Here is a 20,805-nt window from a genome sequence, read left to right on the forward strand (position 1 = left end):
ATGGTTGACGACAGCACGGCGCTGCCCCGTTTACGTCAGGAACTGCAACTGGAATCCAGCCCCGGCAGCGACGGAGAGATGAGCTGGCGCATTTACGATCCCTGGCAGCATCGTTTCTTCCAGTTGCCGGAAAGTGATGTGATGCTGATTTCCCGGCCCGGCTGCCGCACCATCGGTCAACTGAAACCGCTGCTGGATTCACGCGGGCTGCGTTTCAATATTGAACAGTTCGGTTCGCTGACGCTGTTTCTGCGCCAGCAGCATCTGCTGATGGCGCAGGACTACGCGGAATCGGTGGAGGAAAAGCCCAAGGCGCTATTGCTGCGCAAACCCAGCGTCCGGCAACTGCCGCTATGGGATCCGATGCCGCTGCTGAACCTGGTGGCCGGACATCATCTTCGCTGGCTTACCCGAGCGCTGTTGACGCTCTGGCTGGTAGTCACGCTGGCCGGGTTGTATCTGACGGCCAGACAGTGGGACAGCTACCTCGCCACTTTTCGGGATTTCTATTCGCTGCAGGGCGTGCTGGGGTTTGGTGTGGCGATCCTGTTTTTGAAGTGGTTTCACGAAATGGGGCATGCCTTTGTGGCGTATCGTCAGGGATGTCGGGTAGGGAAAATGGGCATTTCCCTGTTTGTTATCTTTCCGATGTTTTACACCGATCTGACCGACGCGGCGCGGGTTGTCCAGCCTCGTCGCCGTATGTGGATTGCGCTGGGCGGCGTGGGGGCCGAAACGCTGATCGCCGGTCTGGCTACCGCGGGATGGGCGTTGCTGCCGCCGGGCACGCTGCGTTCCATCTGCTTTGTGCTGGCGACCACCAGTTGGGTGACGACGCTGGCTATCAACCTTAATCCGTTTTCCCGTTTTGACGGTTACTACTTTTTAAACGACCTGACCGGGGTGGAAAACCTGCAGCCGCGCTCACGCTCGCTGCTCAATTATTACTGGCACCGATGGGTACTGGGACCGGTGCTGGACAAGCCGGAGCCGGTCGGCGGCCTGCGCCCCAAGCTGATGGCGCTGTATGGCCTGATGGTGCTGGCGTATCAAATGTTTCTGATTCTGGGCATCGGTTACCTGGCTTATCGGTTTTTCATTCCGCTCATCGGGATACTGATATTCGCTTACATCCTTTATCACTATGTGCTGCAGCCGCTTTTGCTGATGGGGAGAGATATGGTTCGACACCGGGAGAAAATAACCTGGAGACGTAAACTGGTGCTGACATTGCTGCCGTTCGTGGCGATTATCGCCTTTTTTTGCCCTCTTCCCCGCACCGTCAATATCCCCGCCATGGTGAATATCCAGGGGCAAACCCTGATTCACGCGCCGGATAAAGCGCGGCTGGAGACGGTCGCTATCGGTAATGGCGACCGGGTGCGGCAGGGGCAGGTGCTGCTGCGTTTTTCCTCGCCGGAGCTCACCTTTCAGCGCGAGCAGGCGATGATGGAGCATGACCTGATGCAATTCCGGCTCAACCGCATCAGCAGTTCCGAGGCGGAAAAACTGGAAACCGTGACGCTGCGGCAGAAGTTGCAGGAAGCGGAAGAAACGTTGGCCGGGTTGGATAATCAACTGGCGCAGCTGGTCTGGCGTTCGCCTGTCGATGGCGTGGTGGTGGATTTGATCGCCAATCTGCAGCCGGGGCAGTGGTTCTCGCCGGATCAGGTCATCGGTCGGATTCTGGAAGGCGACAAGCAGGACATCATCGGCTATGTGGATGAAACCTTTGTTTCCCGCCTGTCGCCCGACCTGACGGGCAAATTTATCCCGAATAACCTGTCGATGCCGTCCCTGCCGGTCAAGGTTGAACAGTTGGATCCGAACAGCTCCGAATTTATCACGCCGAAATCCCTGAGCGTCCTGTATGGCGGGCCGATCGCGTCGCTGAAAAATGATAAAGGGGATGCGGTGCCGGTGGTGGCGATGCACCGAATCCAGTTTCTGTTTAGCGACGCCAGCCTGCGCAATCAGCAGGCGTCGCAGGGCGTAGTGGTGTTGCGGCTGGCGCCGGAGAGCCTGGCCAGTCAGTCGGGAAAACGTTTGTGGCGTTTGATTATTTCAGAGCTTAACCAGTAACCGAAGTTAACCAGTAACGCGGGAGGGTGACATGACATTGACTCGACGTGCATTTCTGGCAGGCGCCTCCGCCTGTATGGTCGCGCCCTGGTTGGGAGCGGGAGCCGCGGAAACCGCGCCATCCGGCGAATTGATCTTCGGGTACGGCAAAACCGGGATCGGCAGCTCACTGGCGGTCGATACTGCGGCGTCGCTGGCGCAATCTTATCAGCAGAACTTTTACAAGCTGGTCAATATCCCCAGCGGAAACAGCCTGCGCGCCGTTTCGACGGTTAAACGCGCTGCCCCCGATGGCCGCACGCTGTTGCAGGCCCAGTCGCCGCAGATGAATCTGCTGCCGGTGATCTATCGCAGTTTGCCGTATGACCCGCTCACGGATTTCGAGCCGCTGGCGATCATGGGGGAATACACCTTGTTCCTGACCGTCGGCAAGCTGGTGGATCCTCGGGTCAAAACGTTGGATGACTACCTGCGTTGGGTAGAGAGGAACCCGGAATACCGTAATGTCGGTTTCACCCAGTTCGGCTCGACCGGCCATATCGCGCAGGCGATTCTGTCGCGCCAGAAAGAAGTGGCGATCCAGCCGGTGGCCTACTTTGGTTCTTCGATGATGATCGAGGATTTACTGAATGGCTACCTCTCCGCCGGGCTGGTGATTTCGGGGAATGCCTCCAGCGCGTTTCGAAGCGGTCGCCTGCGCGCGGTTGCCATTACCAGCACTGAACGTCATCCCGGCTGGGAAAACATTCCGACCTGCAAGGAACAGGGCGTGCCGGAAATGGCGATTAGCGGCTGGTACGGCTGGTTTGCGCCGGCCTCAATGCCCGACCGCGTCTACGCGCCGCTGGCCGAGGCGTTACAACAGCGCATTCAGCATGAACATTATGCCTCTGTACTGGAACGTTATTCTCTGAAGCCGGTAGCGTCGTCGTCGCCCGATAGGATTCGGGAGCGTATTCGCGATGAGCAGGAGTACTACCGCGAGTTGGTTGACAGCTATCACATCAGCCGGATCTGAGGTGAGGCTGCCTTGATGGAACATCCGCAAATCGATTGGGAGACGAACATATGGCTATGACCCGGCGAACATTCCTGGCGGGCTGCTCTTCGCTGCTATTCCCCGCGCTGTATTCGCGTGGACCTCAGGCCGCCGCGCCGCAGGAGGGCGTGGTGATGTTTGGTTATGCTCAGACCGGGTTGGGCAGCAAGGTGGCGAACGAAGTGTCGGTATTGCTGGAATCTCAATATCGTGCACGACGTTATCGGCTGTATAACGAACCCGGTGAAAACAGCATCAGGGCGGTGATGTCGACGAAAAAATCGCCCGGCGATGGCAGCGTGCTGTTGATGGCGCAATCGCCGCAGCTGATTATTTTCCCGTCTATCTACAACCACTTGCCCTACAATCCTCTGACCGATTTCAAGCCGCTGGCGATAACCGGCGAGTATACCTTGCTGCTGACGCTGGGGCCGATAGTGGACGCCAGGGTAAAAAGCCTGGACGATTATGTGCGCTGGGTGGAAAGCAACCCGGAGTTCAGCAATATCGGCTTTGCCCAGTTTGGCTCTCCCGGCCACATGGCGCAGCTGGTGCTCGGGCGCGAAAAGAACGTGGCGCTGCAACCGCAATCCTACTATGGCACTTCCATGATTGTGGATGATCTGCTGAACGGGCATCTGGCGGCGGCGTTTCTGATTTCCGGTAACTCGCTCGATCTGTATAAGAATGGCAAGCTGCGGGCGATCGCCTCTACCAGCCGTTTGCGTCAGCCGGGGGTGGATGACGTGCCGACCTGCCGCGAGCAAGGGATTCCGTCGATGAATATTAATGGCTGGTACGGCTGGTTCGCACCCGCCGGCATGCCGGACAGTGTTTATCGTCCGCTGGCGGACGCGATGCAACGCACCATCGTGAGCTACGACTATCTGGAAATGCTGCGAAAATATTACCTGAAGCCGGTGTACGACAATCCCGATAAAATCCGGCAGCGAATTCAACAGGAGCAGGCGTATTACGCCGACCTGATTGAGACGTATCGGGTGAGCAAAGTGTGAGCCGCGTTCGCGCCGGGCTATCGTCCCCGTAATGACCGCACGTCGCGCTATTTATGAAGAAATCATCTTTCGGCGCGGTTCGGTAATGTCAAAAACGTTTATCAAATAGCCCTGCTTTTGTTGTGTGATTAATGATGCTGTGTTTATATACAGTAATGTTAATCGAGCAATGAGGGGGAAATATGACACTGCGTTTTGACGTGGCACAGCCTAAAAAGGTGCATTGCCTGCGCGTTATCGGGCCTTATCATCAATCGGTGCCCGATGGATTTCAGAAACTGATTGCGTGGGCGCAGGAGCAGCAATTGCCCTGGACGGAAACGCTGGCGTTTTACTGGGACGATCCATCAGAAACGGAACAAGATCAGCTGCGGGCGGATGTGGCGCTGGTGCTGCCGGCTGAAACGGCGATAGGCGAGAATACGCTGGGTGTCCGCGAGGAAACGATTCCAGAGGGATTGTTCGCGGTCTTGCATACCATTGTCAGCAACGGTGAATTCGCCAAAGCCTGGGGCGAGCTATATGACCTGATTGCCCAGAATGGGTATAGGCCGGCCAGAGGCGTATGCTTTGAACGGTATTTATGCGATGGCAGCAATGGAAACTGGGAAATTGAAATCTGGCAGTCGGTCGACCCGAATGACGACGACCAACAATGAAGATTGCGCGTCTTCGCTGATGGCAAGGATGCCATAAAGCCGGACGTAATATGCTCCGGCTCCAGCGTCGGCGGCGATCAAACCGCGATACCCTCAGGTTTTCCCGTTCCGGTATGCGTCTGGAAATAGCTGACGGCGTGGTACGCACTTGCGCGCCGCAGCTGGAACCCTCCCACTTTGAACGACCCTATCGAGCGCTTCCGGTGGCTTGATGCCATCGCTGTTGCCTGCTCGGCATACCGGTTGATGGCCTTACCGCGATGACATCACGCCCCGTCGCGGGAATAACAGACAACGTATTCAGGAATCATGCGGCATATTCTCCAGCGATGTGACGGTCAGTGAGGCGTGTGCCGTGTCGTCATTTTTTACCGGCAATTATGATGGTTTAGTCATGCATTTTTTATGTTTCGTGTATGATTCGCTGTCTGAATATTGCGAATGATCTGGCCCCGAATGAGCAAGCGATGTTGCCTTGCCCGGTATCCGGCGGCGCCGGGCAGGCGGTAATAACGGGCATCACCAAAGGATGGAGTCATGCAGGAAGGCCGGTTCGACACGCCACCGGGAACATCGGCCCCCGGTCTGATACAGCTGGAACAGGTTAGCCACGCTTATCCCTCCGCGTTAGCGTCGCACCCGGTTCTGCATAATGTTTCCCTGTCGGTTGACGCAGGGCAGAGTTGCGCCATCGTTGGCGCTTCCGGCTCAGGAAAAAGCACGCTGTTGAACATTATCGGGCTGCTCGATAAACCTTCATCGGGGCGACTGTGGCTGAACGGCTGTGACATGGCGCAGGCTTCGGCCGATGAACGCGCCAGAATACGCAACCAGACTATCGGGTTCGTTTTTCAGAGCTTTAATCTGCTGCCGCGTCTTAGCGTGCTGGATAACGCGGCGCTGCCGCTGCTCTATCGCGGTTATTCCCGCCGTGATGCCCATCAGGCGGCCAGGCGTCAACTGGAACGGGTTGGGCTGGCCGAGCGCCTCCATTACCGCCCGGCGGATCTGTCCGGCGGCCAGCGACAGCGCGTCGCCATCGCCCGCGCCCTCACCGGCGAGCCGTCACTGTTGCTGGCCGATGAACCCACCGGCAATCTCGATAGCCAGACCGCCGGCGATATTCTGTCGTTATTGCTGGCGCTGAACCGGGAACAAGGGGTGACGCTGGTGATGGTCACGCATGACGAATCCATCGCCCGGCAGATGCAGCGTCGTATTCAGGTGAGCGATGGCCGCGTTCAGGAATACATCAATAGTTAAATATTTTTATATGGTTACTAATTTATTTGTAAAGGTTTGGTCGGATGAGTCGATATTGACTAGCGGCAAAGTTTCTGACTTATTGCCTTATTTTATAAAGGATGCTGTCTTTTTTATGACAGCGTAAAACGAAACCAAGGGAGGTTTCCATGCACCTTAAATCATTAAAAAAATTGTTAGTTGTTAGTGCGCTGGCTCTGGGCGCCGCCTCTCAGGCGAACGCGGCAAGTTGCGGCCCGACCCGTGTGACCGTTCCGGTATCGGGCTCGGTTAATCCTCAAACCGAAGTGCAGATCTATTCCAAAACGTACAACTGCTCGGCATACCTGATGGCGTCTTTAACGCCGAATTTTGGTTCCTCTTCCGTTTCTCTGTCGTTGACGCTCAAGCTGTATCAGCAGGTGGGTGGAAGCTGGCGTAGCGTCAGTGAAGGCCGCAATGTCTCCTATCAGATGGGCAGCACCGGCGGTACTTACAAACTGGTTGTCTTCAATAGCAATACCAGCGGTAACGCCCTTAACTGGACCGGAAATTATAAATCCCCTCTCAATAACTAATTGACAGGGAAATGACCCACGCCGTTTCTGCCACAAAGGTGTGGGTCAGTTAACAGCACGAATCAGGGAGGATAGCGTGAACATTCAAATTTTATCCGTGACGGCGCAGAGACAATGGGCCGGGCGGTTTCCTCGTCTGGTTGCTGCCTCTCGCGTGGTGACGGAAAAGACCGTTTCCTGATGCGATAAAGGCTCGGTATTTGTGTTAAAGCGCGACGAGGACTACGCCAAAGGGATACATTCCGCGAAACAGCCGGAAGAACGGCACGCGGCCTTGCCTGATGTCGCCCGTTCTCCCTACGGCGCTTCTCTGCATTACATGCTGACCGAACCGTTGGATAGCCTGCGCCAGTTAGGGCGACGGGCGGTGCTGGCGTTGCTGGGCATCACGGTGGGGTGCGCTGCGGTGGTAGCGTTGCTGAACATCGGCCACAACGCGGCGGCGGATGCCCTCCGCGCCTTTCGCGATATGGGCAGCGATATGCTGGTCGCCGGCTTTGCCGACGCGGCGCAGACCAGCCAGCGCCGCGTGCCCGCCACGCTGGATATCGACGCGCTAACCCGCGCCTTGCCTGGAATCCGGTACGCCGCGCCGCTTATTCTCACCTCGACCACTGCCCGCCTGCACCGACGTCAATTTAATGCCATCGTGGCCGGCGCCGGCGCCGAACTGGCGCAGGTGCTGGCGTTGCGGGTCGCACATGGCCGCTTCCTGACCCGTTACGATCGCCAGAGCACCTACGCCGTGCTTGGCGCGAAAACGGCGGTCGAACTGGGCGAAGCCGGTACGCCGGCGACGCTTGGCAGCCGAATACAGCTTGGCGGTTATCTGTTTGAGGTAGTAGGGATTTTACAAGAGCAGGGGCAAAACCCGCTGCTTCCGGTGCCGGTGGACGAGGCTATCATCCTGCCTATCGAAGGCATGCACCGTCTTCTCTCCTCTCCTGAAATCAGCAGCGTGGTGGCGCGCAGCCGCCGTAGTGAAACGTTGCCGCAAGAGGCTGCGGCACTGCGTGATTACATGATGGCATTGGCGCCGGGACGCGAGGTGTCGGTGCAACTCTCGCAGCAACTGCTGGAAGGTATGGCGCGGCAGTCGCGCACCTTTACCTGGCTGCTCGCCGGATTGGGTGGCGTGTCGCTGCTGATGGGAGGCGTGGGCGTGATGAACGTTATGGTGATGAACGTTGCCGGACGGCGACGCGAAATCGGTGTGCGTATGGCGCTGGGCGCCCGCCCAAAAGATATTGGCCGCCTGTTTCTGCTGGAGGCGGCGGCGTTGGCGATCGTCGGCGCGCTGGCTGGAGCGATTGTCGGCCTGCTCGCCGCCTGGTTGTTTGTGAACATGTCCGGCTGGACTTTTGCTTTGTCCCCGCTGTCGCTGCCTTTGGGCATTATCAGTTCGCTGGCGGTCGGGGTGTTCTTTGGTCTGCATCCCGCCCTGACGGCGGCCCGGCTGGAGCCGGTAAAGGCGCTGCGTGATGATTAGAACGGTTGCCCTCGTCCTGTTGCTGCTGGTTGGGCTGGATGCGTCCGCCGCGTTGACCGACCGCCTGCTGCCTTCTCAGGCGACCCGTGCGGGCAGCAGCACCTTGTCTCCCAACGCGCAGATTATCGATCTGACGCTAAGCGACGCTATCTATCTTGGCTTGCGCGATAACCGCGCCATTCGTAGCGCCTATCTGGATCGCGTCGCGCAGAAATTCGACCTGCTGGTGGCCGAAGACCGCTTTACTCCCAAGCTGGTGTTGAGCGGCAGCTATCTGGCGGCGCGCAATCAGGATGACCGCTACCGTCAGGGCGAAATCGCGCCTACCACTACGCTGCTGACGCCTTATGGCACCCGCGTGAGTCTGGCCTGGACGCACCGCTCCACGCTGGCGGATGAAGCCGGTCGTACCCGCAATGACGGCGCCACGATCACGGTTATCCAGCCGTTGCTGCGCGGTGCAGGTAAAGAGATCGCCACCGCGCCGGTGCGGCTGGCAAAGCTGTCCGAGCAGATCAACCGGCTGACGCTGAAGGCCACCGTCGCCCGAACTATCACCCAAGTCATCATGGCCTATCGGGCGTTGCTGCAGGCGCAGGAGCAATTGAACATCGCCGATGAAGCGCTGGCGCGTTCACGCCAGTTGCTGGAGGTCAACCGCTCTCTGATCGCCGCCGGGCGCATGGCCGAATTCGAAATCATCCAGACGGAAGCGGATGTCGCGACTCAGGAGCTGTCCCGTGAAGAAGCGATCAATCAGCTTGACGTTAGCCGCCTGGCGCTGCTGCAACTGCTGGCGCTGGATTTGCGCACGCCTGTCCGCGCGACCGAGCGGTTGCAGGCCAGCCGCGTCGACGTCAGCCCCGCCGCCGCGTTGTCTCAGGCCGAGGCGCTGCAACCCGCCTACCTTACGCAACTGATCGTCGATAAACAGGCCGACATTAGTCTGGCGGTGGCGCGCAATGACCGCCTGTGGGATGTGTCGCTGGTAGGAGGAACCAGTCAGCTGCGCGATCGCAACAGCGCGGTGGGCGGGTCGCGCAACTGGGAGAACTATGTCGGCGTGCAGGTGGACATTCCCATCGGCGATATGAGTCAGCAGCAGGCGGAGGTGCAGGCGCGGGTTAACGTGCAGAATCAACGCATTCAGCTCGCCGAAAGCCGCCAGCAACTGGAGCGCGACGTCACCAACGCCGTGCGCGATATCGGCACCCGCTGGCGCCAGTTTGAGATAGCCCAGCGCGCGCGGGATCTTTCGCGTCGCAAGCTGGATATCGAACGGGAAAAACTCACCGCCGGGCGCTCCAGCAACTTTCAGGTGCTGAGTTTTGAAACCGATCTGCGTAACGCCGAAAACGCCCGGCTCAGCGCCCTGATTACCTATCTCAACACCCAGGCCGATCTGGATCAAACGCTGGGTACGACGTTGCAAAGCTGGGATATCTCACTCAATGATTAATCTTTCACGATACCGGCAACGCCCGCTGCGCCGGCGTATGGCGCTGATGGTCGCCCTCGCGCTGGGCGTAGCGGCGACTATCTGGACGTTCTGGCCGCCAGCGACCAGCGCCATGCCGCAGACGCAATGGCTACGCGTTGAACCGCAGGTGCTGGAAAACCGTCTGGGGTTGACCGGGCGGATTCAGGCCGCCGCCACGTTGACGCTCTCCGCGCCGTTTGACGGCATGATCAAAGACGTGCTGGTCAATGAAGGGCAACGGGTGGAAGCGGGCCAGCCGTTGCTGACGCTGGATACCGGCCTGCTGGATATCCAACTGCGTCAGGCGCTGGCCGACTTGCTAAAAGCGCAGCGCACGGTGCAGGACATGCAGCACTGGGAACAAGGTCAGGATGTGGCGCGGGCGCGACGTACCCTGAATAACGCGCGTATCAGCCTGACGAACACCGAGGCCAACCTGAAAGATACCCGCACCCTGTTTGAGCGCGGCATCGTCGCCAGAATGGAAGTCGATGCGCTGGCTCAACAGGCTCAGGCGCAACGGCTCGATCTGTCCGCCGCGCAGGAGGAATTGCAGGCGGCGCTGGACCGGGGGCGTGGCGAAAACCGTCAGATCGCCGAGATGGAACTGGCTAACGCTCAGTCGCGCCATCAAACGCTGATGGCGATGCAGGCGCAGCAGGTGGTGCGTGCGCCGTTTGCGGGCGTACTGGTGCGCCCCGCCGCGCCGGAAACCGATAAACGCCAGCCATTGCAGCCGGGGATGCGGGCCAATCAGGGGATGCCGCTGTTCGGGCTGATCAATCCTGATCGCCTACAGGTCGTAGCCAGTCTCGAAGAGGCCGACCTGCATCAGTTGCACGAAGGGATGGCGGTGGAGATCAGCGGCGACGGTTTTGCCGGGCTGACGCTGAACGGCCGTATCCAGACCATCGGTATTGAAGGGCGCGCTGGCGACATGGCCGCCGCCAGCGCCCGCTACGATGTGCTGGTGACTCTTGCTACTCCGCCGGCGGAACAGCGCCAGCGTCTGCGGCTGGGGATGAGCGCCCGGCTGTCGGTGGTCACGTATCGTAATGAGCACGGCATCGCCGTTCCCGTCGAGGCATTGCACACGGACGAGGCCGGCAACAGCTATGTTCTCTTCCGTCAGGATGCCGACAGCGTGCCGCAGCAACGTGCGGTGGTGCCGGGCGTGGCGGTGCCGCAAGGCGTGGAAGTGAAGGGGCTGCCTGAAGGTCCAGGGTACGTCGAAATCACGAACAGCAGCGGCGCTGCGGAATGAAGCCGATTGATGCATCGCGCCCGGATGAAAGCAGCTTACAGGCCGGGCCGGTCGCGATATCCACGTATTGAAAACGACGCTTATCAATAACGGGGGATTATGGCGGATGATTTATGGCGGATTATTTATGGTGGACTGTTATGACGGGCCAATATGGCTGATGATTGAGATGGCTATCTCGTGAGCTCCCATTCATCAAACTGTTTATTAATGTCGTTAATCGAGGTCAGTTTGATTTTTGGTATGGTCAACGTGTCAAAGAGTTCAGCATAGTGTTTTCGGTTTTTAGGCGTGACGGCAGCAATATGATGGAACATTTTCCAGTTAAGCCGGTCTTGCCCCCCTTCCAGACCACCATAGCGCTTATATTGAAATAGCGTCCGGTTTACATAACGCAGCAAGCTCGACAGCGTAGAGACATCCAGCAGAATCAGTCCCGTGGCGCGGGACAAACGCTGCGGCAGGCATCTTTTGTAATTGCCATCGATGACCCAGCTTTCCTTATTTATTGCCAGCTCATGCAATAACATAAACTCACTCAGAGGGCGTTCTTGCCAGTTTGAATGGGGGACATGAAAAAGTTGGTCCAGATGGATCACTTCCAGATTACGTTTCTGCGAAATCGCATTAGCAAGGGTAGATTTGCCGCTGTTCGACGGCCCCATAATGCAAATTCTGTCTCCTAAATCTGAAAGCTTCATCGTCTTCTCCCTACAGCGCCGGGTCTGGTATCCAGGTGAGCGCACGGCCGGGCGCCGCCGCCACAGCGAATGTCTCATTCCCCCTATGGTATAAGGAAAATTATTATTTTTTTATATTTCAATCACACCGTCACAAACTGTGTCGTTGTCTGCGCATTGCTGATTGTCGTGACATGGGACTGAATCAGTCGCCACTCTGCGCAAGCGCTCTGGAACCAGGCGTTAGCGAGGACGGCGACGCTGCTATCCGTAGCCTGGTTCAGGTGCTGAATGATGGCGTCCATTTCACCCTGATAGAGATTCCAGGTAGTGCGCAGGTTATCCAGCGTTTGGTTAATGGTATCAATGTCGCTGATGACGTAGCCGCTGCTTAGTGTTAGCCCCTTGAGGCAGGCCACCGTGCGCTGGTCGTTGCTCAGGCCGTCTTGCTGCTGGATGATTTTTTGCTGGTACTGGCTGATTTGGCTCTGCATATCGGCTATCTGGCTTTTGGCTTCAACGAGAGAGGCGACGCCAATGCCGGCCAGAATGAGGGAGAGCCCTCCAGTAATCGGCGCCAGAAGAATGCCAAATATCGTTTCGAGAATGTTCTGGTGCTCTGCCGCCTGTGCATTAGCGATTGTTTGTCGGTCTTTCCCGATTTGAGTGCGAAGGTTGCTGATCTGCGTATTGATAGCGTCAATCGTGAGGCTAATGCTGGTCTCTTGTGCCTGAACCTGCGCGATTGTCTGCTGCATGGTTTGTTCGGCGCTCACCATCTGATCTTCAAACCCCTTTAATGTCGAGATGTAGTTGTCCATCTGGCCCAACATGGCCTGTAGCGGTGGGGACAGCGCCTGTAACTGGTTCACGGTCTGTTCCCGCAGAGCAGGAGAAAATTGCGTTTCCAGTTGCTGGAATAGCCGGGTGAGAGGCCCCTGCGCGGCGGTGATGGCGTTACCACAGGTAGCGATGGCGTTCAGGATGTCGCTCTGGAAATACAGGGTGCCGCTGCGACGCCAGGACACGACCAATTGCTGGGCATTACCCAGATCCTGGTCGAGCTGCGAATACCAGGACGCATTGACCGATTGGATTTCCGCTTCAATCAATGCCTGACAGGAGGAATGCAATAGCGCCATAGCGCATTGTGAGTGGTCGATTTGGGCATTGCAGGCTTGCGCGCTAAACGTCATGGGATCTCCTTGAGGGATGGTGTGATCTCGCCCTTTTGAAAAGGGCGAGGGAGTAAAGGGCGGATGTTAGGAGGCTTGCTGTATGGGGCCATTCATCGTCATGGTGCCCTTCTGGACGGAAACCGGCAGGTCCGCCAACTGCTGGGCGAAGTTGATAACCATATTCCACTCCGTGTCGGCCCCACTCGAGATGGCTCCCTGAACAATGGTCGAAAGGGAATCTTCCGCTTGTGACAGCTTGTTGGCGACGCTCTGTAATTCGCCATCGAACATGGCCCAACTGGTGCGAAACTCGGACAGGGCGGAAGTGGCGGTATTGATATAGGTGACGGCCTGCTGGCTGGCAGCAGCCAGACCCTGCAAAGCTACGATCTGTTGCTTATCGGCATCCAATTCTTTTTGGTCTTGCGCGATTTCATCAAAGTTATTGTTTATTTTTTTCTGCATTTCCCCCCAGCCAACGGCTCCCCCTATGGCCAGAAGGCCACCAATACCGCACATTACTCCGCCGACACTCCATATGGCACTGACACCCAATGTCTCCGGCAGTAAGATGATGCCGAGTATACCGAGGATAATGCCGAGGAAAGTTGCGCCAATACTGGCAGCCAGTGCGATGTTTTCTGCGGTGATGATGTCATGTAATGTCTTGATAGCTTGGTTCATTTTAGCGACATCACTGGTGAGGTCGGTTTCTGCCGATTGAATATCGCTAGCCCCGGAAGTCAGCGCATCGTGGGACTTTTGCATTTTGTCACCCCACGTTTTGAGTTTTTGCGAGGTGGTATCCATGCTGCTTAACATGTCGGCGAGTTGATCGCGCAATGCGGCGATTAACTTGGCGACCTGTTGGACATTTTGGTCATCTGCTCCACTAGCATTGGGATGCGCTTTTACAATCTGCTGGATTTGCTGGCTGATGGCTGTGTAGGTCGTTCCATAATCGACTACCGCCAGAGGGACGCCGCTGGTGATATCCGGCGCCAGGTTGTCGATCCAGTCGCTGGCGTGAGCCTGAGCCGCATCCAGCTTGGCGGACAGGCCGTCATACCAACTGGGTTTTGACGGTGGTTGAACGAACGCGGTGTTGAGAACGCCGTGGCAGGCCTGAGTGATCAGGTTAAGGCTGAGAAAGGCTTTCTGGGTCTTGTTTTGCAGGGTAGTCACGTTGCTGCTCATATCTCGCTCCTTTAGGGATTAGGCTGAATACTCGTTGGGTTGTTGCGGGTTGAGAATCACAGGTGAACCAACCTGGGCTACCCGTTGCGGAATGCCGCTGGCGAAGGCGGCAAGCGTCTGCCAGTTGGTGTTGGCGGTTGGCAGCGTGAAAAGATCGAGCAATTGCCCAGGGTCGGCGCCGGCCTCAAGCGCGTTGATGGCTTCGGTGACTTTGTCGCGCTCATTGCTCCATAAACTTTTCAAGTCGGAAGCCCCTTGTCCGATTTTGGAAAAGGTCAGTTCGAGGTTGTTTAACAGTTGCAGCACCAGCTTGGTCCCAGCCGCCGCCTGGGCGGCGTCGGAGGCTTGATCCTGAAGGTCGGCAATTTCTTTCAGGGTGCTGGCTATCTCGGCGGTGTCCGCTATTTCGTTATAGAAGTACTTGCCGATGGTGACGGCCATTGACGCCATTTCCAGAAAGGAGACGCTTTCTCCTGCTGCGGTGGCTACCTTGTAAAGCAGTTTGACGGTGGTGGTGGCGATTTCTTTGCCGGTACTGATATCTTCACTGGTGATACTGCTTTGCAGGGACGCCACCAGATCCTGCAGGTGCTGCAGTTTGGCGGCAATGTCCTGCATCTGTTGCTCTTCCTGACCCAGAGATTGCCAGCCTTCGCTGATGCTTTTATCGAGCAAGGGTTGGATATCGGCGAAGGCTTGCTGGTGGCTATTTAACGCATCAGCAGCGGTGCCGGTGGCTTCCACCGCGTTGTTCAACTGGGGCAGAAGCACATTCTTCAGGAGCTCCAGCCATTGGCTCTGCGACGGTTTGTTTTTTTGCGCGGTAGCGCTTACCACTCCGGCGAAGGTTGAGGCGTAGTCAGGGAACTGGAGAAGAATACTCCCCCAGAGATCGGGCTTGTCCTGAGCCCAGTGGTTGCCGGCATCACTCAGCATTGACATCCGGCTGCGCACCGAAGCGAGCCAGTCAGGGTCATCAGGCAGTTTGCCGATGATAGTGTTGCTACAGGTGAAGGCGTAGCTATCGAGCTGCATCACCTGATTGAAAGCGTCGGTGAGCAGGTTTTGTGCGTCGTATACGGATGGACTTAACATATCAGCTGATCACTATGAAAGGGTCAAAAGTCATGGAACGGCCGTCCAGGCCGAGAACCACGGAATATTGCTGACTGCCGGTGGTGCCTTGCGCTTCCACCCGGCCTTGCCAGTACGTGCCATTGACGCTGTTCACTGCGGCAGGGACGCATACTTTGTCATTCACCATCTGGCCCGTGAACGAAATGATGGACACGTCGCTGGACAGCGAAACGCCGGTGACATGCCAGTTGATCACCTGGCCGTCCTGACAGGCGGTCTTCAACTCCTCCTGACCTTCGTTACCGGAACCGATATATTTGTTGGTATCGATCAGGTACACATTGGAACCCAGATTGCCGGACGCCAGCGCGCCTTCGGCATCCACCACGATAAGTACGTCAATTTCGTTCATTTCATTTCTCCTCGTTTTGTTACACCACATCGATGGCGGCATTGAGGGAGAAGGTTTTTTCTCCCACCAACACGGTCACTTCATAGGAAAAGAATGAGAACTGCCCTCGCGATTCCACCCAGCCAAGCCAGGGGCTGCCGTCCGCCGCTTCTTTTTGCGGCTGGCAAATGCCTTGTTCCACCAGCGGCCCGGAAAAACCGGTGATAGTCACATCACCCCACGGACTTACCGGCACGGCGTGCCATTGAATTTGGTCGCCATTCTGAGCCACGGTATGCAAGGCTGCGCTGCCTTCTCCCCAGGACCCCAAAAAACCGTTACTATCCACCAGATAGGCGTACCCGGTAATATTTCCAGACGTGAGGGTGCCGGTGGTATTTACCACAATAAGTACATTGATAATTTTCATTGCTGTTGTTGCCCTTATTTCTCAATGAGGAACACGGTTTTTAATTTATTTTTGGTTTTCGTGTGAATTATTCCAATAATTTCGGTGGTGGATTTTTATTATTTTTATGTCTATATCATGAATCTGTGATGGTCAAATAAGTTTGGCTGTGTTTTCTTTTATTTACTTACGTTGGTATCAGACTTTAGTAGCGTAACTGATTGTATTCTATGAAGGTTGTTTTTACGGTTGGTTGTAATATTATTTTATTGAGAGCGGTATGGAAATAACCACAATATTTTTGTTGAAATGGTTTTTTCATGGGTGTCAATTGCAATATAATTGCAGGCAATGACTATTTCTAGTTTCTCATAATTCATTTCATTTGTTGATTATTTATCGAATGTTTCTTTCTAATGTTTTAAATGCAGTCTTAATTTTATCAATGGCTATGAAATAATTTATGAGTGAATTAATTAATACGGATGGAGGCTGAATGAAAAGCATGCTTTTTTTGGTTTTTTCTGGCTTGATTCTCTCTGGATGTTCTACGATATCAGGTATGCCGGAACGGTCATATGATGTGAAAAATGACCTGATAATGCTAAAACCTTACTTTGAGCAGGATGTTATTGGGATATACAATGCAAAGCTAAATGATGATGAAAAGAAGAGATATAGAAACGAAGTCTTGTCGGCCAGAATACGTGCGATAGATATTAATTTTAATCAGTTTATCAATGGATTATTGGTTGAAAATAAAAAGCTGAGCATTGGTGCGGACTCTCTGGTTTTAGCGCTGGGCGCAACAGCGGCGGTATCAACAGTGTCGAGCACGCAAGCGATATTATCAGCCACATCGGCAACGGTGACGGGTGTAAAGTCGTCTGTTGATAAAAATGCATATTATGATTCTACGCTGCCAGCCTTGATTTCGCAGATGCTGGCAAGCCGGCAAAAAACACTGGTGCTCATCTATTCAGGTATGAAATCAGGCGTCAGGGATTATTCGTTGATGAGAGGGCTGGTGGATATAGAAGCGTATTACCAATCAGGCACTATTATTGGTGCGGTTAGTGAGGTCAATAAACAGGCTGGCGTGCTGAAATCGCAAGCGGATAATGAGATCGCCGCGATAATTTCATCGTCTTATGAGCAGGATGATGCCGGTGATTTGATTCGTAAATTCTGGAAGCCTGATGGTAATAACATCAATAAGTTGAATGAGAAAAAGATCACTTCATGGATGAGTGCCAATGGGTTGACGGGCGTTTCAATTACTTTGTTTATCAGAGGCGCTACTTACTCGGTTGCAAGGGAAAAGGCTGTTGAAGAAATACCTATTAAATAAGGAGCGGCTATGAACCAGAAACCGGTTAATGAACTCACCGATATCCCATCTGATCAGGTTGACGAAGTAGTAAAAGATTTTGAAAGTGAAGGGGCCGTAGTGGAAAAAATAAAACAGCCTAATGGGTTGTGGACAGTCAAGGCCACCTTTCCTCATTGACGTGAAATCCGGCACTATCAGGCTGTACCCTTTAATTATGCGTGTCGCTAATTCAGTCCACCGTGCTATTTTCAGGGTGAAATGCGGAACGCATCATTAAGGGGACAGCCTAAAAATATTATTCAAGATAGCTACCGGGCCAGCCTGTGTGCGCTATCCATATGGCTTTTTCGGTTACTTAAATAATGACGATGCCTTGTTAAAGCCGTAGGGCAGGAACAATGTTGTACCAGCCAGAAAATAGCTCCAGGCATCGAGCGCATCCTGGATGGGTTGACCGTTACAGAGCTGCCAGACCACATAATAGCCAATCGCCAGAAAAAACGTCCCGAGAATGATAGTCCCTATCAACGCGATCAGCCTCGAGGTACTGGCTACCATCAATGGCATGACGCCGGATGCCGGCGGCGGCGTACCGGCGGGCAGCTCGACTTCCTCCTCAAGCGCATTCTTCAAACTCCATTGATCTTTGCGCAGTGTTTTTGTCACCACGCCAAGCGCGCACACCCATATCAGCGTGATGCCGGCCAGAATCAAATACGTCAAAGTTTTGGGTAATGGACTAACGGCGATATAAGGCAATGAATTCACCTGTGTTGGTGGGAGCAACTGTCCGGAACCGGCTATTCCGGATACGCTGGCCGGGCTGGACATCGGCGGCAACGATATCGCCGCCGGGGGAAGAGGGGATGTCGTATTCGTCTCTGCCGCCTGTACCAACGCGGGCAAGACCAGACCGACCATCAACATGACCAGCAGGCTGTGCCGACGGAAAAAAGCAGATAAAAAGCGGCTGAAACATGAATTTTGCATAAACATCTGAACCTACCGGTTGTATTGGTTTATGTCATACCTGATTGATGACAGGGACGGTTTATGAGTGATTGCCTGTTTTAGCAGGAAGGATCCTTAACCGTACTGCTGCTGAGGTCCACCGTCAGAGAACAGGCGTCATCACCAGCGGTAACTACACAGTTTTGTCGTAGTTGCCACATTGTGGCTTCCGGATATCCACACCCATCCGGCGCTACCGTCGGAAAATCTGTGCCAGGAAAGGGTTCCTGTTCGGTTGTGTTTACCCTGAATGCCCAGATACGGCTGGCAGGTAATTGTTGCTGTACCGCGGCAGCCAGGTCATGAGAGCAGTAAATTCCTGCGAGATATCCTCCGGCTTGCACCGCGCTTGCCCACGCCTGTACATAGCCGGATTGCGCAGTTGGGTAAGGCGGGCCATTTTCGAGATCCAGATAGACCCAACTGTTGGCGGGAAAGCCCTCGCTATTCATGAGTTGCACCGTGTGTTGGCCGTCTTCTGAACCCTGCGACGGCGTTACTTCATGAGAACCCGGACCGGTGACTTGCTGCCCAACGTATATTGGCGCTAATCCCCAGCCGTCAGACTGCAGGGTTGCCCGTTGTCCCATCCAGCTCGTATCTTCATGGCTCGGCGCTGCGGCAAGATAATACCCACACCATGTCAGGTTGGTATTTTCTTGGAACCAGCCCATCAGTTCATTTCCGGGGAATGTAGAAGAATCAAATCCAGCGAAATATGTCGGCATAATATCCTCATATCAAAATAGTGCGAGATTCTCTCTTGCGGCTTCAGGATGTAAAACTGCTCGTGTTAATTCGCGTTATCGGTGGAAAAGTATCTTAGTGGCGTTGGCAGCTATCGCTGACCAGCACGCTAAATACTTTCTGGTATATTCCTGGTTCATACCAATTGGCTATCTGACATGCTATTGATATATCATCCGCCAGATGATTATCCCTCCATAGAGAAGGGATAATCTGGTGTGATACCTTATATTCCGGCGAACTTGAAGGGCTCTGCTTTCTTAAATTGCTCTGAAACCTGCCCGGAGTAGATCGTACTTTGGTTCGGCCCCAGATCCAGTTTCATGGCGCTGCCATCACGTGGAGAGAAATCAATCTTTTTCAGATCGACCCAAAAGATATTGGGAGATAAGGCCGATTCAAAGAAATATTGCATGGATTTATGATCAATTACGCTACGCCACCGGGTTGAGGCGATATTCGGTTGATCAGGTTCATTTGGTCCAGCCGGCTTATTCAATTTATCCAGTTTGTTCGGTTTGTCCGATTCATTCTTCAGAGTATAACCGTAGGGAACGGAAACATTACGTATCACACTGAATGCACTGGCTAAAGCTTTATCATGCCCTTCATTTTTGGCAATATTATCCACATAGAATGAGGCGCGCACAAAACGATCCGCCGCCCGATTCGTGCCCGGCAACATGACGCTTCCACCTATCTCTTTCCAGTAGGCATTGAGCGCCAATTGCTGGTTGAAAACTGGCGAATTGGTCATTACCTGATACTCCCGGCTATGGTGAATGACCTGTTTGCCGTCAATATATTCAATAATCGCACTATCGCCGGATGCATCGGATAATGACAAATGCAGCGTTGCCAGCCGTTCTTCGTCAGGAACATTGGCGGTGACCAGCGTAAATTTATCCTGCTTTAGCGCCTGAACCGCCTCGTCGACGGTGGCGAAGTTATCCAGTACATATTGCGCCCAGGCGGCGATACTTAGCCCCGGTTTTTCAGCGGTAGGCGCAGTAGTGGGATATTTTGATTCTACCAGCCACAGCAAATTGGCGGCTAACCCTTTTTCATTGATGCCATCTGTTGTCGAGATATCGTAAGCCGATGCGATGACGCTGCCATATTTAGACACCCACTTAAGCGAGTGCTGTCCCGCTTCGCCAGAACGAGGTAACTCGCGTGGGAATACCCATAAGTTTGTTCCCACATCTTTTTTCCAGTCCATCGAGCGAGCGGTGATCGTTTCATTATTATCACCCAGATAAACTAGCCGTGTGCAGGCAAACGTTACGGATGAGCTAAGTATTAATGCGCCCAGCGATATAATGCAAGCAACAGAGTTAACTCGCTTATTATTTCTCTTCATGTTTTTTCCTTTCAGTTTTTCAATGCCAACTAATTATAGATGGCATCTGTCATTGCATTCGTATTTTTTAGATTTTCAATTGTTGATTATTTTTAGTGGATTAATTTTTTGTTTTTATATTTTCGTCGCAATAATATTTTAATTTTTATTTCTCGTTCTGATTTAGTTATCCGCCGGTTTTGAATTGCGATAATTGCTACTGTTTAATCGCCTTCTGCGAAGGCATATGTTTTCTTTGTAATATTAATCTTACGATCAGTGTGGAAATGGTTTCAGTTCTTCATCGATAAATTCAACGGCTTCTTCAACGTCACGCATGGCGGTGGCCATCCCTCTAACCGTGGTGACAGGATCTGTCACTACGTTGCTCCAGACTACGTTTTCTTTTCATAACGAAGGAAACTATCATGACCAAAATGAGTAACAAGGCCCTGGAAACTGAGGTGATCTACGACGCTACGCCGTTCGCAGCTTAATTCCGAGATGAGACGGGTTCTGGACGATGACACGCTCTGTGTCGGCCATCAAAAGGAAATAGCATCGATAGACCTTGGCTACCGGCGTGCTTAG

At 54.3% G+C, this 20,805-nt stretch carries 20 protein-coding genes; 11 read left to right on the forward strand and 9 right to left on the reverse strand.

The window, feature by feature from the left end; translation table 11 throughout:
* The 9 genes from CPA59_RS04440 (at nucleotide 1) to CPA59_RS04480 (ending at nucleotide 10,849) form a co-directional block, all read left to right on the forward strand.
* Nucleotides 1–2,082 carry a biotin/lipoyl-binding protein gene (locus CPA59_RS04440; protein ID WP_049854429.1) on the forward strand — a complete coding sequence of 694 codons (2,082 nt, stop codon included), beginning with the start codon at nucleotides 1–3 and terminating at the stop codon, nucleotides 2,080–2,082.
* Nucleotides 2,083–2,113: 31 nt separating this feature from the next.
* Complete coding sequence (locus CPA59_RS04445; protein WP_072093534.1) at nucleotides 2,114–3,100, forward strand: tripartite tricarboxylate transporter substrate binding protein; 987 nt, start codon at nucleotides 2,114–2,116, stop codon at nucleotides 3,098–3,100.
* Nucleotides 3,101–3,150: 50 nt separating this feature from the next.
* On the forward strand, nucleotides 3,151–4,137 hold the full coding sequence (locus CPA59_RS04450) for a tripartite tricarboxylate transporter substrate binding protein (protein WP_107758769.1): 987 nt from the start codon (nucleotides 3,151–3,153) through the stop codon (nucleotides 4,135–4,137).
* A gap of 182 nt (nucleotides 4,138–4,319) precedes the next feature.
* Complete coding sequence (locus CPA59_RS04455; protein WP_038918012.1) at nucleotides 4,320–4,796, forward strand: GyrI-like domain-containing protein; 477 nt, start codon at nucleotides 4,320–4,322, stop codon at nucleotides 4,794–4,796.
* Nucleotides 4,797–5,333: 537 nt separating this feature from the next.
* Complete coding sequence (locus CPA59_RS04460; protein ID WP_049842531.1) at nucleotides 5,334–6,059, forward strand: ABC transporter ATP-binding protein; 726 nt, start codon at nucleotides 5,334–5,336, stop codon at nucleotides 6,057–6,059.
* A gap of 149 nt (nucleotides 6,060–6,208) precedes the next feature.
* Complete coding sequence (locus CPA59_RS04465) at nucleotides 6,209–6,616, forward strand: hypothetical protein (RefSeq protein ID WP_038918013.1); 408 nt, start codon at nucleotides 6,209–6,211, stop codon at nucleotides 6,614–6,616.
* Nucleotides 6,617–6,818: 202 nt separating this feature from the next.
* On the forward strand, nucleotides 6,819–8,105 hold the full coding sequence (locus CPA59_RS04470) for an ABC transporter permease (protein ID WP_107758770.1): 1,287 nt from the start codon (nucleotides 6,819–6,821) through the stop codon (nucleotides 8,103–8,105).
* Nucleotides 8,098–9,564, forward strand: coding sequence for a TolC family protein (locus CPA59_RS04475; RefSeq protein WP_107758771.1), 1,467 nt, complete (start codon nucleotides 8,098–8,100; stop codon nucleotides 9,562–9,564). The genes CPA59_RS04470 and CPA59_RS04475 overlap by 8 nt, the downstream gene beginning before the upstream one ends.
* On the forward strand, nucleotides 9,557–10,849 hold the full coding sequence (locus CPA59_RS04480) for an efflux RND transporter periplasmic adaptor subunit (RefSeq protein WP_107758772.1): 1,293 nt from the start codon (nucleotides 9,557–9,559) through the stop codon (nucleotides 10,847–10,849). The genes CPA59_RS04475 and CPA59_RS04480 overlap by 8 nt, the downstream gene beginning before the upstream one ends.
* Before the next feature lie 173 nt (nucleotides 10,850–11,022).
* Here CPA59_RS04480 and CPA59_RS04485 read toward each other — a convergent pair whose 3' ends face one another.
* The 6 genes from CPA59_RS04485 to CPA59_RS04510 all read right to left on the reverse strand — a co-directional run bounded on the left by CPA59_RS04485 (nucleotide 11,023) and on the right by CPA59_RS04510 (nucleotide 15,802).
* Nucleotides 11,023–11,550 carry a GTPase gene (locus CPA59_RS04485; RefSeq protein ID WP_107758773.1) on the reverse strand — a complete coding sequence of 176 codons (528 nt, stop codon included), beginning with the start codon at nucleotides 11,548–11,550 and terminating at the stop codon, nucleotides 11,023–11,025.
* A 122-nt stretch (nucleotides 11,551–11,672) separates the two neighbouring features.
* Nucleotides 11,673–12,725 carry a hypothetical protein gene (locus CPA59_RS04490; RefSeq protein ID WP_049854433.1) on the reverse strand — a complete coding sequence of 351 codons (1,053 nt, stop codon included), beginning with the start codon at nucleotides 12,723–12,725 and terminating at the stop codon, nucleotides 11,673–11,675.
* A gap of 66 nt (nucleotides 12,726–12,791) precedes the next feature.
* Entirely contained in the window at nucleotides 12,792–13,904 is a 1,113-nt protein-coding gene (locus CPA59_RS04495) for an HBL/NHE enterotoxin family protein (protein ID WP_107758774.1), read from the reverse strand.
* Between the two features lie 18 nt (nucleotides 13,905–13,922).
* Nucleotides 13,923–14,999 carry a hypothetical protein gene (locus CPA59_RS04500; RefSeq protein ID WP_107758775.1) on the reverse strand — a complete coding sequence of 359 codons (1,077 nt, stop codon included), beginning with the start codon at nucleotides 14,997–14,999 and terminating at the stop codon, nucleotides 13,923–13,925.
* Between the two features lies 1 nt (nucleotide 15,000).
* Entirely contained in the window at nucleotides 15,001–15,393 is a 393-nt protein-coding gene (locus CPA59_RS04505) for a hypothetical protein (protein ID WP_107758776.1), read from the reverse strand.
* 19 nt (nucleotides 15,394–15,412) lie between these two features.
* Nucleotides 15,413–15,802, reverse strand: a complete 390-nt coding sequence (locus CPA59_RS04510) for a hypothetical protein (RefSeq protein ID WP_038918022.1) — start codon at nucleotides 15,800–15,802, stop codon at nucleotides 15,413–15,415.
* 475 nt (nucleotides 15,803–16,277) lie between these two features.
* On the opposite strand from CPA59_RS04510, the gene CPA59_RS04515 reads away from it, so the two are divergent.
* Together CPA59_RS04515 and CPA59_RS22965 are read left to right on the forward strand one after the other, a co-directional pair.
* The gene (locus CPA59_RS04515; protein ID WP_038918023.1) at nucleotides 16,278–17,132 is read left to right on the forward strand and encodes a hypothetical protein; all 855 of its coding nucleotides are present in this window, start codon (nucleotides 16,278–16,280) and stop codon (nucleotides 17,130–17,132) included.
* 9 nt (nucleotides 17,133–17,141) lie between these two features.
* On the forward strand, nucleotides 17,142–17,291 hold the full coding sequence (locus CPA59_RS22965; RefSeq protein ID WP_162942909.1) for a hypothetical protein: 150 nt from the start codon (nucleotides 17,142–17,144) through the stop codon (nucleotides 17,289–17,291).
* A gap of 174 nt (nucleotides 17,292–17,465) precedes the next feature.
* Here the strand turns inward: CPA59_RS22965 and CPA59_RS04520 are convergent, their stop codons facing one another.
* The 3 genes from CPA59_RS04520 to CPA59_RS04530 form a co-directional block, all read right to left on the reverse strand.
* Nucleotides 17,466–18,110, reverse strand: coding sequence for a hypothetical protein (locus tag CPA59_RS04520; protein WP_107758777.1), 645 nt, complete (start codon nucleotides 18,108–18,110; stop codon nucleotides 17,466–17,468).
* Between the two features lie 74 nt (nucleotides 18,111–18,184).
* A complete protein-coding gene (locus tag CPA59_RS04525; RefSeq protein ID WP_107758778.1) occupies nucleotides 18,185–18,853 on the reverse strand; it encodes a glycoside hydrolase domain-containing protein in 669 nt (222 codons plus the stop codon).
* Between the two features lie 245 nt (nucleotides 18,854–19,098).
* A complete protein-coding gene (locus tag CPA59_RS04530) occupies nucleotides 19,099–20,235 on the reverse strand; it encodes a linear amide C-N hydrolase (protein ID WP_038918025.1) in 1,137 nt (378 codons plus the stop codon).
* Nucleotides 20,236–20,805: the final 570 nt, after the last annotated feature.

Source organism: Dickeya sp. Secpp 1600, from assembly GCF_003049805.1.
Classification (GTDB): domain Bacteria; phylum Pseudomonadota; class Gammaproteobacteria; order Enterobacterales; family Enterobacteriaceae; genus Dickeya; species Dickeya fangzhongdai.